This window comes from Megalodesulfovibrio gigas DSM 1382 = ATCC 19364 (genome assembly GCF_000468495.1).
Classification (GTDB): Bacteria; Desulfobacterota; Desulfovibrionia; order Desulfovibrionales; family Desulfovibrionaceae; genus Megalodesulfovibrio; species Megalodesulfovibrio gigas.
This window is the reverse complement of sequence record NC_022444.1, coordinates 260,394-276,604: the sequence shown is the minus strand read 5'-3', so window position 1 is coordinate 276,604 and position 16,211 is coordinate 260,394. Positions and strand designations below refer to the sequence as shown.

Genomic DNA, 16,211 nt, shown 5'->3' with positions numbered 1-16,211 from the left:
TCAGCGGACCTCCCCTTGGGTCTTCCCGGCCAGATGCGCATCGAGTTTTGCCAGGGCGGGCGATGTCGGCACCGCCTTGGCCTGCATGGTCATGTGAACCTTGGCGCGGTAGTCGGTCAGCAGTTTTTCCACGGAGGGCGTCACCACTTTGAGGGCCAGGCCAGGAGCGATGCCCAGGTACAGCGTGAGGAAGGCCAGGGGCAGCAGGTACGTCCATTCCCGCAGATTCAGGTCGCCCCAGCCTTTGCCGGCGGGGGAGGCGGGCTGCCCGTAGGCCATCTTCAGGCCCAGGCGCAGCATGTACGCCGCGGCCAGCATGGCGCCGGGGATGCCTGCCATGCCCAGCCAGGTGTTGAACTCAAAGGCGCCAATGAGCACCAGCAGTTCGCCCACGAAGCTGTTCAGCCCCGGGAAGCCCAGCGAGGCCAGGGCAAACAGCCCGAAGAAGCCCATGAACGCCGGCAGATGTTTGCCCAGGCCCATGTTTTGCGTGATCTCGCGGCTGTGGCTGCGTTCGTAGATCGCCCCGACCATCATGAACAGCGCGCCGGTGACGATGCCGTGGTTGAGCATGACCATGAGCGCGCCTTCCACCCCGGCCTGGGTGAAGACGAAGATGCCCAGGGTGACGAAGCCCATGTGCGCCACGGAAGAGTAGGCGATGAGCTTTTTCATGTCCTGCTGGCCCAGGGCCACAAAGCCGCCGTAGAGGATGGACGCCACGCTGATGGCCAGCATCAGGGGGGCGTAATGGTCCGCTGCGGCCGGGGTGAGCCCGATGCAGAATCGCAGGAAGCCGTAGGTCCCCATCTTGAGCAACACCGAGGCCAGCAGTACGGACCCGGCCGAGGGCGCTTCCACGTGGGCCGCGGGCAGCCAGGTGTGGAAGGGGAACATGGGCACCTTGATGGCAAAGGCCAGGGCCATGGCCAGGAAGATCCAGCACTGGAAGTCGAAGGCGTAGTCCCCCTGCATGAGGGCGGGGATGGAGAAGGTGCCCTCGTGCACGTACAGGGCCACGATGGCCGCCAGCAGCAGGGTGGAGCCGGCCAGGGTGTACAGGAAGAACTTGATGGAGGCGTAGCGCCGGCGCGGCCCGCCCCACACGGCGATGAGCAGGTACATGGGCACCAGCATCGCTTCCCAGAAGATGTAGAAGAGTACCAGATCCATGGCCACGAACACGCCCACGCAGGCCCCGGTCATCAGCAGCAGGCAGACGTGGAATTCCTTGACCCGTTTGGAGATGTACGTCCAGGAACACAGGGTGCACAGGGGCAGCAGCACTGCCGAAAGCACCACCATGAAGAGCGAAAGCCCGTCCACCGCCAGGTGATAGGTGAGTCCGGCCGCGGGCATCCAGGGATGCAGCTCCACGAACTGCCAGCCGGCGTCGCCCAGGGCAAAGCCGCCCAGCAGCGTCAGAGCCAGCAGGGTTTCCACGATGCCAATGCACAGGGTGATGAACCGCGCCGCCGTATCGTCCACCCGCAGCACCATCAGGGCGATTGCGCCGACGATGGGCAGGAAGATCAGGTTCGTGAGATACGGGAACGCGGCGAGCATATGCTGTTCCATTTTTATCCCCCTATCCCAGCCACCACAGGCACGCAGCGATGCCCAGGCCCAGCGCCGTGGCCAGCGCAGCATAGTGTTGCAGATCGCCCGTTTGCAGGCGGGCCGCCAGTCGGCCTGTGGCGCCCACGGTCTTGGCGGACCCGTCCACCACACCGTCGATGGCCGCCACGTCAAAGGCGCTCGCCCCCTTGGCCCCCAGCTTGAGGCCGGGCAGGCCCAGGGTCCGGTACACCTCGCTCCAGATGCTGTCGATCCAGGCCGCCGGCCGGCTCACCAGGGTGTAGAAGGCCTTGCCGACGAGCACATAGAACCACTCGAAGTCCATGTTGCGCTGGGCATGCGGGGTGAGCACGTTGCGCAGGAGGTAGAAGCCCAGGCCGGTGAAGCCCAGCAGCGTGAAGGCCTGCAGGATGTTGAAGAGATCGTACGGGTGGAATTCCACATGCCCCAGCCCGGTCACAAAGGGCGTGTACGCCGTAATCTGTTCCGCGTGCATCGGGAAGGGCAGCAGCGAGTACAGCAGGTTGGGGAACAACCCGGTGACGAGGCAGAGCACCGCCCCGCCGAACATGGCCACATACATGTTCACCGGGATGGGTTCCAGTTGCAGTGTCGAATCCGGCTTGGCGAAGAAGGCGAAGTACGGCAGCTTGATGCCCACGGAGAGGAACGTCCCCACCGCGGCGATTTCCATGCCCAGGGCCAGCCAGGTGTGGTGCGACTCGGCCGCGCCGGCGATGGTCATGGTCTTGGAGATGAACCCGTTGAAGAACGGCATGCCGGAGATGGACACCGCCGCGGCCATGTACAGCACGAACACCAGCGGCAGCCGGCGGGCCAGGCCGCCCAGCTGGCTCAGGTTGGCCGTGCCGGCGGCGTGCAGCAGGCAGCCGGCGCCCATGAAGAGCAGGCCCTTGTACAGGATGTGCGCGTAGGCGTGGGCGCAGGCGCCGTTCACGGTCATGGCCGTGCCGATGCCGATGCCTGCCACCATGTATCCGACCTGGGAGACGATGTGATACGAGAGGATGCGCCGGGCGTTGTTTTCCATGGTCGCGTAGAACACGCCCCACAGACACATCACCACGCCCAGGATGCCCAGAATCTCCACCCCGGCGAAGGCCCGGGCCAGGACGTACACCGCCGTCTTGGTGGTGAAGGCGCTCATGAATACCGCGCCCGTTACCGTGGCTTCGGGGTAGGCGTCGGGCAGCCAGGCATGCAGGGGCACCACCGCGGCGTTCACGGCAAAGCCGAGCAGGATCAGCCAGTCATACAGCTGCAGGGCGTTCGGGTCCACGGGGTTGAAGTCGAAGTTGCCCGTGGCCTGATAGCGCAGCATGATGCCGCCCAGCAGGACCAGCCCGCCGAAGGTGTGCACCAGGAAGTAGCGGAAGCCTGCGGCCGTGGACTGCTGCCGGCGGCGGAACCAGATGAGCAGGGTGGAGGCCACGCTCATGAGTTCCCAGCCGATGAAGAGCGTCAGATAATCCCCGGCGAAGACGCACACAAACGCCCCGCCCACATAGGCCATGCTGGCCACGTGCTGCCAGCGGTCCTTGAGATGCATGGCGTAGATGCAGCCCAGGATGGCCTGCAGGGCGAAGATGTGGGCGAAGATGATGGAGAGCCGGTCCACCCGCGCCAGATTCAGGTCCAGCCCCAGCCAGTGCAGGTACAGGTTGGCTCCGCCGTCGCCCTGGCTGATGCACACCATCACGCCGAAGGCCAGCACGGCCATGGCCGGCAGCAGCCAGCGGTGGATGGCCCGCGGCAACAGTGCCGCGCCCGCGGCGCCCACGGCGAAGAACGTCGCGGGATGAAAGAAGAAGGACGCCGTTTCAGCGGTCATAATAGTCCTCCCGGCGGCCGATGAGCTTTGCCACGATTTTCTTCAGCACCAGCGCCATGATCACGGCCGTGCCCAGGGCGAAGACGGCCCAGAAGCCGGGCAGGGCATCCACCCCAAAGTGCGGATGGGCCGGCCGAAGAAAGAGGTTCATCACCACCATTGCACCCAGCGCCACGAAGAAGGCCAGCCGCCAGGCAGCGGCGTTGTTCCGCTGCCGCGCAAACCAGCTCCCCAGGGAGTTCTGCAGCTCGTCCCAGGCCATCACAACCCTCGCAAGGTGTTGATGAAGTGCAGGAAGACGGGGAACAACCCCAGCGCCACCGAAAACGCCGCTGTCAGGCACAACGGCACCACCATGGTGGGCGCAGCCTCTTTGAAGTGTGCCATGGCCGCCTCGGCTTCGCCCTCTGCCGGCTTCTTGAAGAATGCCGTGAACAGAATGGGCATGAAGTAGCCTGCATTAAGGATGGTGGAGAGCAGCAGGGCGCACATCAGCACCGTCTCGTGCGTCTCCATGGCCCCGCGCAGCATGTACCACTTGGAGACGAAGCCGCACACCGGCGGCACGCCGATCATGGAGAGCGAGGCCACGGCAAAGGCCCCGAAGGTCCAGGGCATCTTGCGCCCCAGGCCGTTCATCTTGCTGATCTGCTTCAGGTGCGTGGCCACATAGATTGCGCCGGCGCCCATGAAGAGGGTGATCTTGGAGAAGGCATGGTGGGCGATGTGCATCAGCCCGCCTTCCACGGCCAGGGGGGCCAGCATGGTCACGCCCAGGATAACGTAGGAGAGCTGCGCCACCGTGGAGTAGGCCAGTCGGGCCTTCAGATCGTCCTTGGTCAGGGCGATGATGGACGCCGCCACCAGGGTGAAGGCCGCCACATAGGCGGTGGGGATGCCCAGGAACAGCGTGTCCATGGTCTCCAGCCCGAAGCCCGAGAGCACCACCCGGGAGACGGAGAACACCCCGGCCTTGACCACGGCCACCGCATGCAGCAGGGCCGAGACCGGCGTGGGCGCCACCATGGCCGAGGGCAGCCAGTTGTGGAAGGGCATGATGGCCGCCTTGGCCAGACCGGCGATGTACAGCACATACGTCAGCTGCACCAGATGCGGATTGGCTGTGGCCGGGAAGATGCCCGTGGCCACATCGTGCAGGTTGAAGTCCAGCGTGCCGGCCAGCACGTAGGTGAGCACCATGGCCGGCAGGAAGAACAGCTTGGACGTGCCGATCAGGTAGATGAAGTACTTGCGCGCCCCGGCCCAGGCGGCGTCGTCCTCATGATGGGCGACCAGGGGATACGTGAAGACCGAGATGATTTCGTAGAACAGGTACAGCGTGAAGATGTTGGCAGACATGGCCACGCCGAGCGCGCCGAAGATGGCCACGGCGAAGCAGAAGTAGTACCGCGTCTGCGCGTGTTCGTTCAGGCCGCGCATGTAGCCGATGTTGTAGCTGGTCACCAGAATCCACAAGAACGGGGCGATGCAGGCGAAAATCAGCGCCAGGCCGTCCATGCAGAAGGAGATGGAGATGCCGGGATACAGCGTCACCAGGGTGTACTGCAGCACCTGGCCGTCCAGCACGTCCGGGATGAAGCTGAACACGGCAAGGCTGGCCAGGATGGCGGCCACAAAGGACACACCCTCGCGCTGGTTGATGTTCTTGCGGAGCAGATAGATGACGAACGGGGCCAGAAACGTCACAATGAGGGGCATGAGCAAGGCGGGCGTGTGCATGATCTTCCCCTACCCCTTGAGTTCCGAGACGGCCTCGACGGAAGCCGTGCCGAATCGTTTGGCCAGCACCAGGACGATGGCCAGCACCAGGGTGGCTTCGGCCGCGGCCAGACCCATGACCAGCAGCGCCCCGAGCTGGCCCAGGCCGGCCTGGCTCGCCTGCTCGGTCGCGGCGGGCGAAAGCTGCGTGGCCGCCACAATGGAGAGCCCCGCGCCGTTGAGCATCAATTCCACGCTGATGAGCATCCCCACCAGTGTCCTGCGCAGGCAGAAGCCGACGAGCCCCAGGGCCAGCAGCGTCACCGCGGCGAGCTGATAGCACAACAATGGATTGGCGAAGAGCGCGCTCATTTGGAAAGCCTCCGCTCGAACCCGAGGACCACTGCCCCGGCCATGGCCACGAAGAGCACCAGGGAGATGGCCTCGAAGGCCAGCACGTAGTCGGTCAACAACAGGTTGCCCAGCACGGCCAGGGAGGTTTCCACCGGCGTACCGGAAGGCATGGGCGCGTGCCGCAGCAGCAGGCCGCCCAGGATGGCCGCCGGCGAGGCTGCGGCCAGCACGGCCAAAATCTTTTTACTCGCTGCGGGGCATCCTTCTTCCTCGCCCCTGGTGAGCATGATGGCGAAGAAGATGAGCACGGACACCGCGCCCACATAGATGAGCAGTTGCATCAGCGCGATGAAGGGCGCCTGCATCAGCAGGTACATCCCCGAGACGCCGAAGAGCGTTTTGACGAGCCCGAGCATGGCCTTGACCAGATTCTTCGCCGCCACGGCCATGATCCCGCCCACCAGGATTGCCAGGAAGTACAGGAGAAACAGCGCCTTGGCTGTGGCGTCCGCCGTCAGGAAGTCCAGGGTCATACGCCTTCGCCTCCTTCCGCATCCTTTTTGACGAATGGTTTGCGCGGGGCGAGTTTTTCCGGCTTGCCGCCGCCGCGGGGACCCTCGCCGGGGGCGGGGGCTTCAGGCTGGCGATGCAGCCGGGCCAGCAGATCGAGGTGGAAGGCCTCGCGCGTGGGGCCGGCCAGATACAGGTTGGCGGAGTGTCGCAGGCTGACCACCGGGCACACCTGCACGCACAATCCGCACAGGCTGCACAAGGTGTAGTCCAGGTGGAAGGCCGTCACCTTTTTGCGGCCGCCGTCCTTGGGCATGTCTGCCGTGCGTTTGGTTTTGGGGGTCACGGTGTCCGTGTCCACGGTGTCTTCCGCAGGCTGGGCAGCCTTGGCCGGCTTGGCGGGTTTCTCCACCTTGAGGCGGATGCAGTTCGAAGGGCAGATCCGCTCGCATTGCATGCAGGCGATGCAGCGCGGGGTCTGGGCGTCGTCTTCCAGGGGCACCAGCTCAATGTGTCCGCGGTAGCCCTGGAGGGCGGCATCACCCACCACCTGCCGGGGGTAGTGCACCGTGCGCTGTGGCTTGGCGAATTCCCGGCCGGTGATCCTGAGCCCCACCACCAGACTCTTGAGGCCCTGCAAGGCCTCCACAATGGGTTCGAAGAGGGAAGCGCGCATGGTCACACCACCGCCAGTGCCACGAAGGTGGCCAAAAGATTCACAAGCGCCAGGGGAATGAGCCATTTCCAGCACAGGTTGAGAATCTGATCGAAGCGCACGCGGGGGTAGGTCCAGCGGATCCACATCATCACCAGCAACCAGGCGTAAATCTTGAACAGGAACCACCAGACGCCATCCACTAGCGGGCCTTTCCAGCCGCCGAGGAACAGCGTGGCCCCCACGGCGCTCACGACGATCATTTCCGCATATTCCGCCAGAAAGAAGAGGCCGAAGCCCATGCCGGGATATTCCGTATGGAAGCCGGCGGTCAGCTCGCTCTCGGCCTCGGGCAGGTCGAAGGGGGCGCGGTTGGTCTCGGCCACACTGCAGACAAAGTAGATGAAGAACGCCACCGGCTGCAGCGCCACGTTCCATTGCCAGGGCCAGCTGCCTTGCCGGGCCACAATCTCGCCCAGGTGCAGGGTGCCGGCCATGGCCGCGATGGCCAGCACGGCCAGCAGCAGCGGAATCTCATAGGCCACGCTCTGGGCCACGGCGCGCGCCGCGCCAAGCAGCGCCCATTTGTTGTTGGACCCCCAGCCGGCCATGCACAGGGCCAGCACGTTCAACCCGGCAAAGGCCAGGATGAGCAAGAGACCCAGGTTCGTGTCCAGCCCGTAAAGGCCGGGGCCGAACTCGATGGGCAGAAAGAGCAGGAACACCGGCATGAACGAGACCACCGGCGCGCCCCAGAAGAGCAGCCAGTCCGCCCCCTTGGGCGTGACGAGCTGCTTGCCTACCAGCTTGAGGGCATCCGCCACGGCCTGCAGGATGCCATGGGGGCCAACCTCAAAGGGGCCGGGCCGGCGCTGGATGTGGCCGGCCACTTTACGTTCCAGGTATACCAACAACATGCCATTGACGCCGACAAACGCCGCCAGCGCCGCCAGGGCCACCACCAGACGCACGAAGGCGCCGGGAATTTGCAGATCGGCGAGGGCAATCATCGGTCAATCTCCGGGATCACAAGGTCCAGACTGCCCAGGGTGGACACGGCGTCCGCCAGGAGCGTCCCACGGGAGACTTCCGCAAAACACGACAGGTTGGAGAAGCAGGGCGAGCGCAGGCGCATGCGGTACGGCGTCTTGCCGCCGTCACTGATCACCTCCACGGCCACCATGCCGCGGGCGGCTTCCACCATGGCCCGGGACGTGCCCTTGGGCAGGGTGAAGTCCTGCTTGGGGGCCTTGGGGTGGATGTGTCCGCCCTCGGCGCCGGGGATGCGTTCGAGTACCTGTTTGATGATGCGCGCGCTTTCCACCATCTCGTCCATGCGCACCATGTACCGCGCCAGGGCGTCGCCTTCGTGGTACACGGGGATGTTGAAATCCAGTTCGGAATACAGCGAATGCGGCCAGGCCCGGCGCACGTCGAAGGCCAGGCCGGAGCCGCGGATTACCGGGCCGGTGCAGCCGTAGCGGCGGCAGACGTCCAGATCCATCTCGCCCACGCCTTCCACGCGCTTTCTGAGGATGATGTTGTCGGTGACCAGATCCTTGTACATGGCCAGACGGGCGTCGAAGCCATCGATGAATTCCTTCACGCCCTCGTAAAACCCGGGCATGGGCTCGTGGGAGACGCCGCCGAAGCGGTGATAGCAGTAGGTGAGCCGCGAGCCCGTGGCCATCTGGAGCAGGTCCATGATGGTTTCGCGGTCGTCGAAGCCGTACATGATGGGCGTGAAGGCGCCCAGGTCCAGCAGGTAGGCCCCCCACCAGAGCAGGTGCGAGCTGATGCGGTTCAGTTCCACGGTGAGGATGCGCAGCAGCTCGGCGCGTTCCGGCACCTGGATGCCGGCCAGATTTTCCACGGCCAGCACCAGGGCGTGGTTCCAGCCCAGGGCGTGCAGGTAGTCCACGCGTCCCATGTTGGGCAGGAACTGGCCGGCCTTGCGATTCTGGCCCATGAGCTCGTGCATGCGGTGGATGTACCCCAGCACGGGTTCGGCGCGGGCGATGTATTCGCCGTCCAGCTCCAGGATGATGCGCAGCACGCCGTGGGTGGAGGGGTGCTGCGGACCCATGTTCAGGATGAGCCGGTCCGGCTCGCCCGTGGCCTGGAAGTGGCGGGTGTAGTAGTCGCCGGGGGCGTCGTCAGGCAGACCCGTGACATAGACATCGGCCACCGGCGGCGGCGCAGGCACCTCGCCGTCCCAGCCGATGAGGGATTCGGCGGACGGCGCGCCCACCACACCGGAATAGTCCATGACCGTGAAGATGGAGCTGCGCTCCTCTGCCGGGCGGGAAAGGGGCGTTTCGTCTGCCATCTCCGGCGCCAGCAGCAGGGGCAGGGGAGTGGGATGGTTGCGGAAGGTCACGGGAAAGAAGTCCATGGCCTCGCGCTCGTGCCAGTCCGCACCCTGGAAAATGTGCGAGATGGTGGGGAAGGCGGCCTTGCCATCGCCGTTGGCCTGGGCCAGGGCGTGCAAGGTCACGCGTTCCAGTGTTTGCGGGTTGCTCAGATGGTAGACGGCCTCGCAGCCTTCCACATATTCAGCGACGGTGACGTCCTCCAGCAGCATGCCATCCGCCTTGAGCCGGCACATGGCCGCGGGCAGGGTGGCGGGCTCCAGGAACACCTGCTGTCCGCCGCAGGGCCACTCAACGAGCCGGGGCGCCCCGGCCAGGGATTCCAGCACTTGTTCACGCATGGCTGCCCTGCTCCTGTGCCGCCTGGGGTTGCACCGGCTCCATGCCTTCAGGCTGCGGCCACCAGCGCTTGCCGGTAATCTTTTCCTGAAGCTGGAACAGCCCTTCCAACAGCCCTTCCGGACGCGGCGGGCAGCCGGGCACGTACACATCCACGGGCACCAGCCTGTCCACCCCTTCCACAATGCCGTACTGGCCCTTGAAGACAAAGGGGCCGCCGGAAATGGCGCAGTTGCCCAGGGCCATCACCCACTTGGGGGCGGGCATCTGTTCGTAAAGACGCACCAGGGCCGGAGCCATCTTCTTGGAGACCGTGCCGGCCACAATCATCAGGTCGGATTGCCTGGGGGAGGGCCGGAACACTTCCGCGCCAAAGCGGGAGATATCGAATCGGGCCATGCCCACGGCCATCATTTCGATGGCACAGCAGGCCAAGCCAAAAGTCATGGGCCACAGGCTCATGGCGCGGCACAGGTCGGTGATCTGCTTGACCGGGCCGATTTCCAGCGCGCCCGGCACCTGAGTTGCATCCGCCTGTTTGATCCAGGGAGCTAGGAGATCTTTTTCGGCCATGTGAAGACTCCCTTCTTCCAGAAGTAGAGAACGCCCAGGCCCAGCGCGGCCAGAAAAATGCTCACCTTCACCAGTTCAAGCCAGCCCGCCTGCCCCGAATACGCCACGGCCACGGGGAAGAGGTAGAGCACGTCCACATCGAACGCCAGGAACAGCAATGCATAAAAGTAGTAATTGATGCCGAATCGGATCCAGGGCGAGCCGTGCGGCGGCATGCCGCACTCGTACGGCATGCGCAAATCCCCGCCGGAAGCCCGGGGGGCCAAGAGCACCGACCCCGCCAGCGGAGCGCCGGCAAACGCTACGCCCAATCCCAGAGCAGCCAGAATGGCGATGTTCAGCCAGGTGAAGACCATGCGCCGTCCCCTTTTTCCAGGTCACGTTCGTCTCGTCATGCGCCCAGACGCCTGTCGATTCCCTATGATTGCAAAACACCTTTGGCGACAAAATGTCAAGAAATCTGGAAGTTGTTCTTAATTTCCCATTTTTTTCACTCGGTTTTCGTGTCTGGTCACGAATTTCCGGATTTGTAGCGTTCTTTTTTTCACAATCGAGGCCCTTTGCTTGCCTCAGGCCGCCAGGACCTGTTACCACCAGCTATCCGGTAAAGACCCGCGAGCGGACGGCACTTGCCGTCATTCAGATCTTTTATGAGGGTGGAACTCATGGCCAGAAAAGACGTTTACAGCCTTTGCGGCATGTGCACCGTGCGGTGTCCCATCATGGTGGAAGTGGAAGACGGCGCGGTGCGCTTCATTCAGGGCAACCCCAAGGATGCCGGCATGCGCGGTGCGCTGTGCCCACGTGGCGCTGCCGGGTACGCGTTGACGCAGGACAGCGAGCGTCCGCAGTATCCGATGATCCGCGAAGGCGCGCGCGGCGAAGGCAAGTGGCGTCGTGTCGCATGGGACGAGGCCTTCGCCCATGTGGCGGAAAAGCTCAAGGCCATCATGACGGAGCATGGTCCGCAGAGCGTCTTGTGGTCTGATCGCGGCGGCCCTTTTGTCGATCTGCACCAGGCCTTCATGCGTGGCATCGGATCGCCAAACTACTGCAATCATGATGCCTCATGCGCCAGGAACGTGCAGCACGCCGCGCTTTCCGTGTCTGGTTCCGGCCGCAAGGACTTCATCTACGATTACAAGAACGCCAAGCACATTGTGCTGCAGACACGCAACATCTTTGAGGCCATCAACGTCAAGGAAGTCAACGGCGTGCTGGACAGCCTGGACAATGGCGGCGTGCTCAGCGTCATTGACGTCCGGGCCACCGTCTCCGCATCCAAGGCGCAGAATTTCTTTATGATCCGCCCCGGCACGGACTATGCCTTCAACTTGGCGGTGCTCAACGAGCTGATTGCCACCAAGCAGTACAACGCGGCGTATGTGGATCGCCACGTCAATAATTTCGATGCGTTGAAGAAGTTTGTGGAGCCGTACACGCCGGAATGGGCCGAGGGCGAAACCGGCGTTGCCGCCAGTGCGCTGCGCAAGTTCGTCAAGCAGCTGGTGCAGGCCGCCCCGGCGGTCATCTGGCATCCCGGCTGGATGGTGGCCCGCTATTCGGATTCCTTCTACGTTTCCCGCACGGCGTATCTCATCAATGCGCTGCTGGGCTCCATCGGCGCCAAGGGTGGCCTGGCCGTCACCAACACGCCCAAGGACGTGGGCCGCAAGGGGCTCAAGAAGTTTGTGGACCTGTTCGAGAAGCCGGCCATCCCCCGCGCCGACGGCGCCGGCTCCGTGCTCAAGCACATCGATGCCGGCCCCGGGCTGGTGCACAAGGCATACGAGGCCATGGTCTCGGGCCAGCCGTACCCGGTCAAGGCGTACATCATCCACCGTCATGACCCGCTGATGGCCATGCCGGACCCCGACGCCATCCGCCAGGCCTGGGACACGCTGGATCTGATCGTCGCCACCACGTTCACCTGGTCCGACTCTGCCTGGTATGCCGACGTCATCCTGCCCATGTCCCCGTATCTGGAGCGCGATTCCATCATCGCCGGCGGTTCGGGCCTCAAGCCGACCATCTTCTACCGCGCTCGGGCCATTGAGCCCCGCTACGATACCAAGGCGGACTGGGAGATTATCTGCGGCCTGGCCAAGGCCCTGGGCGTGGAAAAGCTGGCCTTCGACTCCCTGGAAGCCCTGCACGAGTACCAGTTGCAGGACACGGGCGTGACCCGCGCCGACTTTGAAAAAAGCGGGCAGGTGGCCCTGTGCGACAAGCCCGTCTACAAGGACATGGCCGAGTTCAAGTTCAAGACGCCCTCAGGCAAGCTGGAAATCATCAATGAAAAGTGGGAAGGCATGGGCCTGCCCTCCCTCAAGCCGTACGAATCCCCGGCCAGACCCGAAGGCGAGGATGCCTTCCGCATCGCCTTTGGCCGCTGCGCCCTGCACACCCAGGGCCATACCGTGAACAACTCCCTCCTGAGCCAGAAGATGTCCGAAAACACGCTCTGGCTGAACACTGCCCGCGCCAAGGCGCTGGGCGTGAACGACGGCGACACCGTGCGCATCCAGGGCGGCAACGGCAAGAAGGTGGAAGGCACCATCAAGGCCTACGTGACGGACTTCATCCATCCCGAAGCCGCGTTCATGATCCACGGCTTCGGCCACAAGCTGCCCCCCGAGTCCCGCGCCTTCAACAAGGGCGTGGCCGACCAGGAATTCATGATCGGTGGCCTGAAGAAGGAAGACGCCGCCGGCGGCGGCCTCTCCCTGCAGGAGCACTTTGTGAAGGTCAGCAAGATGTAGAGCAGGGCACTTTTGAAAAGCGTTCTCGGGGGAAAACCTTTCTACAGAAAGGTTCTTCCCCCGAACCCCCTTTCCAAAGACTNGAGTTCTCGGGGGAAAACCTTTCTGAAGAAAGGTTCTTCCCCCGAACCCCCTTTCCAAAGACTGTTCATGGTGATTCCAGGGCACGCGCAAAATTTTGGAAGGGGAGCGCGCAAGAGGAGAGAACCGTTTTCGGGTGCACTGCCAACAGGGTTCCCCTCTCGAACAGACATGCGCAGGCGTGTGCGGCGGCGTATGCCTCTGGACACGCCTTTTTCATGAACCCGGCCCACCAGTCGGGGTCATGCTCGCGCAACAACCCTTCCAGAAATTCGGTACCATTGCGCGTTCACAATAAAAAGTCTTTGGGGAGGGGGGGCTGGGGGGATGCCCTTTCTACAGAAAGGGCATCCCCCCAGCCAACGCGCCTCAACAACAACCCGTTGCGTCCCTGACCACCTCCAGCGGCGGGCGGCCCAGCAGGGCCTGCAGCGTGGCCTCCAGGGTCCGGGAGGCGGCCAGACGGCGGGCGATGCCGGCGCAGGCGTCCGGGTTGTCTTGATATTGCTGCGCCTTGCGGCCGAATCGCTCCTCCAGGCCGACAAAGGCATCGCCGGCGGCATACTTGTCCGCCAGGGCCAGCACTGCCGGCAGCAGGGGCAGGCCCGGCTGTTGCGCGGGGTCGTCAGGCACTGCCGGCACACCGGGATGCAGGGCGATGGCCGTTTCCAGGGCCGCAAAGCCGGCCTCGCGCACCAGGGCCGCGCCGACGGCGGCGTGGTCGGGCTGGCCCTTGGCGATATCGTGCAGCAGCCCGGCCACCTCGGCGGTGTCCGCGTCCAGGGACAGGCCCCGAGTGGTCAGGGCCACGGCCAGCCGTCGGGCAGCCAGGGCCACGGCGCGGCTGTGCGCCACCACGCCGGCGCGGGGTTGATGGAGCCGCAGCAAGGCCTCGGCCTCGGCCAGGGTGGGGACGTCCCGATGCGGCAGCCAGGCTTCCAGACGGGCGAGATCCGCGGGGGTGTCCGCATCCAGATGGATGCCGGCATCGGCCACGTCCACCAGTTCCACCGCATTGCAGGCGGAAAAATAGCCAGCCAGACCGCCAGGGCCGGTCCAGGCGGTGATTTCCGGGATCCGATCCCGGCCGATCACCGGCGGGTGCCCCGTACGGCCGTCAAACATGGGCGACAGGATGCGGGCGGGATGGGGATTCGTCTCCCACGTCCGGCGCAACAGGCGGATGGTGGCGGGGCGGATGCACGGAATATCCACGGGATGCAGGCAGGCGGCGGCATGCCCGGCTGCGGCAAGCGCGGCAAGGCCGGCCAGGATGGAGGTGAACATGCCTTCTTCGAAGCGGGGGTTGTGCGCCGTGGGCAGTCCCAGGGCGGCGGCATGGGCCTGGACGTCCTCCCGCTGTGCGCCGGTGACCACCACCAGGGCGCGCAGGCCGGCCTCCCGATGCGTCTCGGCAATCCGTTCCAGAAAGGTCCGGCCACCGAGCATGGTCAAGGCTTTGCAGCCGCCCATGCGCTCGCCCTTGCCGGCGGCGAGAATCAGGCCGGCCATGCCGGCATGTTGCGGTTCCATGATGTTCGTTCCCCATTGCCGCCAGCGGCGGCTGATTGCAGTGCGCGACGGGGATTGCCCTAGCACGCCCGGCACGGCGTTGGAACCCGCATACCGGAACAAAATTTGCGGGATGTTTGCCCGGAATCGTTCCTTTCCTTGAGCTCTTTGCCCCGTGATGCTATGATGCGCTGTTGGCGAAAATTTTGACAAGTGGCGGCGTGAATCGCCGTGATGCAGCAAGGACCCCGAGATGGACACATGCCTGCCCCCTGTCTCTGCCGCGTCAGACTGCTGGCAGGATTTGCTCTTCCTCCACGCACCGGACGGCATGGCCGTGGTGCAGGCCGGCAAGATTGTCCGGTGCAATCCCGCCTGGCGGCGCTGGTGCCTTCTGGACGCCGCCCAGCCTGCGACCCTGGCCGCCAGTGTACACCCTGACGACATCTCCCCGCTGCTGGATTTCTGCCTGGGGGCGTGTGCGCCTGCCGCATCGGCCCGCCGCCTGCTGCTGCGCTGCGCAACCCCCGGCGAGGACGGCGCCTTCGGCTGGCTGGAGGCCACCGCCGCCGGGTTGCAGTGGGAAGGGCATCCCGCCGTGGTGGTCTGCATCCGCTCTGCACAGGAGGCCGACGGTCAGCAGGGCCAGCCCCTGCAGGCACTGGCCGAGGCCCGCCAGGCCCTGCGCCGGAGCGAACAGCGATACCTGGAGCTGTTTGAGCGCGCGCCGGTGGGCGTGTTCGTGACTGAATCCAGCGGCCGGGCCCTGCATCTCAACCCGTTCATGGCCCGGATGGTGGGGGCTGACTCTGCGGAGGAAGCCCTGGAGCACTATCAGGAACTGCCTCGCCAACTGTATGTGCATCCGGAACGCCGGCAGGAGGCACTGCAGCGGCTGGCCCGGGAAGGCGCCGTGGCCAACTTTGAATACCAGGCCCGCCGGGTGGATGGCGAGGTGATCTGGATTTCCATGAATGCCCGCATGCGCGAGCGTCAGGCGGATGGAACGTTCCTCATCGATGGCTTTGCCCTGGACGTGACCGATCGCAAACGCGCCGAACAGGCCCTGGCGGAAAGCGAATCCCGCTACCGGGCCTTGTTTGAGGACAATGCCATGGTCATGGCGCTGGTGGACCCGGAAACCGGGGCGTTCCTGGACGTCAACAAGGCAGCCTGCGCCTTTTACGGCTGGCCGCGGGACAAGTTCCTCACCATGCACGCTGCAGACATCAACCTCGCGTCCCGGCCCACCCTGCAGCGGGAAATGGCCGCGGCCCTGTGCGGTGGCAAGCGCTATTTCACCTTTCGCCATCGTCTGGCCTCGGGGGAGGTGCGGGACGTGGAGGTGTACAGCGGGCCCATTGTGGTCCGCGGCAAGGCCTTCCTCTATGCCTGCGTCTTTGACATCACCGAACGCGTGCAGGCCGAACAGGCCCTGCGCAAGAGCCAGCAGCATCTGCGCCACATCGCGGATACCGTGCCCGGGGTGCTGTATCAATTCAAGCGGGACCCCGACGGCCACTATTCGTTCCCCTACGTGAGCGACCGCGCCCGCGATCTCATGGATCTGCATCCCATGGACATCATGCGCGACGCCCAGATCCTGTATGCCCGCATCCACGCAGACGACGTGGCCGTCATCATGGAGAAGTCGGAACGGTCTGCCGCGTTGTTGGAACCGTTTTCCCTTGCGTACCGCTTCTATTGTGCCGATGGCCGCGAACGCTGGTTCAAGGCGGACTCCATCCCCGCCCGGCAGGAAGACGGCTCCACGCTGTGGAGCGGCATTGTCATCGACATCACGGACCGGGTGCCCGCGGAGCAGGGGAACGGGCAGGGAAACTGACTCCGCAACGTTGCGAGGGGGAAGAACCTTTCTTTAGAAAGGTTCTTCCCCCGAGGGT

14 protein-coding genes and 1 pseudogene are annotated in these 16,211 nt (G+C 64.6%); 2 read left to right on the top strand and 13 right to left on the bottom strand.

Going from position 1 to position 16,211, the window contains the following annotated elements; translation table 11 throughout:
• The 12 genes and pseudogenes from DGI_RS01185 to DGI_RS01135 form a co-directional block, all read right to left on the bottom strand.
• Positions 1-1,566, bottom strand: a complete 1,566-nt coding sequence (locus tag DGI_RS01185) for a complex I subunit 4 family protein (RefSeq protein ID WP_021758780.1) — start codon at positions 1,564-1,566, stop codon at positions 1-3.
• A gap of 22 nt (positions 1,567-1,588) precedes the next feature.
• Positions 1,589-3,430: a Na(+)/H(+) antiporter subunit D gene (locus DGI_RS01180; RefSeq protein WP_021758779.1), complete on the bottom strand. Its 1,842-nt coding sequence runs from the start codon at positions 3,428-3,430 to the stop codon at positions 1,589-1,591.
• Complete coding sequence (locus tag DGI_RS01175; protein ID WP_021758778.1) at positions 3,420-3,692, bottom strand: hypothetical protein; 273 nt, start codon at positions 3,690-3,692, stop codon at positions 3,420-3,422. Before DGI_RS01175 ends, DGI_RS01180 begins: the two co-directional genes overlap by 11 nt.
• Complete coding sequence (locus DGI_RS01170; protein WP_021758777.1) at positions 3,692-5,170, bottom strand: monovalent cation/H+ antiporter subunit D family protein; 1,479 nt, start codon at positions 5,168-5,170, stop codon at positions 3,692-3,694. Before DGI_RS01170 ends, DGI_RS01175 begins: the two co-directional genes overlap by 1 nt.
• Before the next feature lie 9 nt (positions 5,171-5,179).
• Positions 5,180-5,521 (bottom strand): NADH-quinone oxidoreductase subunit NuoK, encoded by a 342-nt coding sequence (locus tag DGI_RS01165; RefSeq protein WP_021758776.1) that lies wholly within the window; start codon positions 5,519-5,521, stop codon positions 5,180-5,182.
• Positions 5,518-6,036: an NADH-quinone oxidoreductase subunit J family protein gene (locus DGI_RS01160; protein WP_021758775.1), complete on the bottom strand. Its 519-nt coding sequence runs from the start codon at positions 6,034-6,036 to the stop codon at positions 5,518-5,520. The genes DGI_RS01165 and DGI_RS01160 overlap by 4 nt, the downstream gene beginning before the upstream one ends.
• Complete coding sequence (locus DGI_RS01155; RefSeq protein ID WP_021758774.1) at positions 6,033-6,689, bottom strand: 4Fe-4S binding protein; 657 nt, start codon at positions 6,687-6,689, stop codon at positions 6,033-6,035. Before DGI_RS01155 ends, DGI_RS01160 begins: the two co-directional genes overlap by 4 nt.
• Before the next feature lie 2 nt (positions 6,690-6,691).
• A complete protein-coding gene (nuoH, locus tag DGI_RS01150; protein WP_021758773.1) occupies positions 6,692-7,678 on the bottom strand; it encodes an NADH-quinone oxidoreductase subunit NuoH in 987 nt (328 codons plus the stop codon).
• The gene (locus DGI_RS19135; RefSeq protein WP_027192978.1) at positions 7,675-8,832 is read right to left on the bottom strand and encodes an NADH-quinone oxidoreductase subunit D; all 1,158 of its coding nucleotides are present in this window, start codon (positions 8,830-8,832) and stop codon (positions 7,675-7,677) included. The genes nuoH and DGI_RS19135 overlap by 4 nt, the downstream gene beginning before the upstream one ends.
• A gap of 150 nt (positions 8,833-8,982) precedes the next feature.
• Positions 8,983-9,381 (bottom strand): annotated as a pseudogene (locus DGI_RS19370) (NADH-quinone oxidoreductase subunit C); the annotation flags it as partial.
• The gene (locus DGI_RS01140) at positions 9,374-9,952 is read right to left on the bottom strand and encodes an NADH-quinone oxidoreductase subunit B (RefSeq protein ID WP_021758771.1); all 579 of its coding nucleotides are present in this window, start codon (positions 9,950-9,952) and stop codon (positions 9,374-9,376) included. The gene DGI_RS01140 and the pseudogene DGI_RS19370, both read right to left, overlap by 8 nt.
• Positions 9,931-10,308, bottom strand: a complete 378-nt coding sequence (locus tag DGI_RS01135) for an NADH-quinone oxidoreductase subunit A (RefSeq protein WP_021758770.1) — start codon at positions 10,306-10,308, stop codon at positions 9,931-9,933. Before DGI_RS01135 ends, DGI_RS01140 begins: the two co-directional genes overlap by 22 nt.
• A 309-nt stretch (positions 10,309-10,617) precedes the next feature.
• Between DGI_RS01135 and DGI_RS01130 the strand changes: the two genes are divergently transcribed.
• Complete coding sequence (locus tag DGI_RS01130) at positions 10,618-12,714, top strand: molybdopterin-dependent oxidoreductase (RefSeq protein ID WP_021758769.1); 2,097 nt, start codon at positions 10,618-10,620, stop codon at positions 12,712-12,714.
• 450 nt (positions 12,715-13,164) lie between these two features.
• On the opposite strand, the gene DGI_RS18200 is transcribed toward DGI_RS01130, so the two are convergent.
• Positions 13,165-14,328, bottom strand: coding sequence for a DVU_1551 family NTP transferase (locus DGI_RS18200; protein ID WP_021758768.1), 1,164 nt, complete (start codon positions 14,326-14,328; stop codon positions 13,165-13,167).
• Between the two features lie 232 nt (positions 14,329-14,560).
• On the opposite strand from DGI_RS18200, the gene DGI_RS01120 reads away from it, so the two are divergent.
• A complete protein-coding gene (locus tag DGI_RS01120; protein ID WP_021758767.1) occupies positions 14,561-16,153 on the top strand; it encodes a PAS domain S-box protein in 1,593 nt (530 codons plus the stop codon).
• The last annotated feature ends 58 nt before the right edge of the window (positions 16,154-16,211 follow it).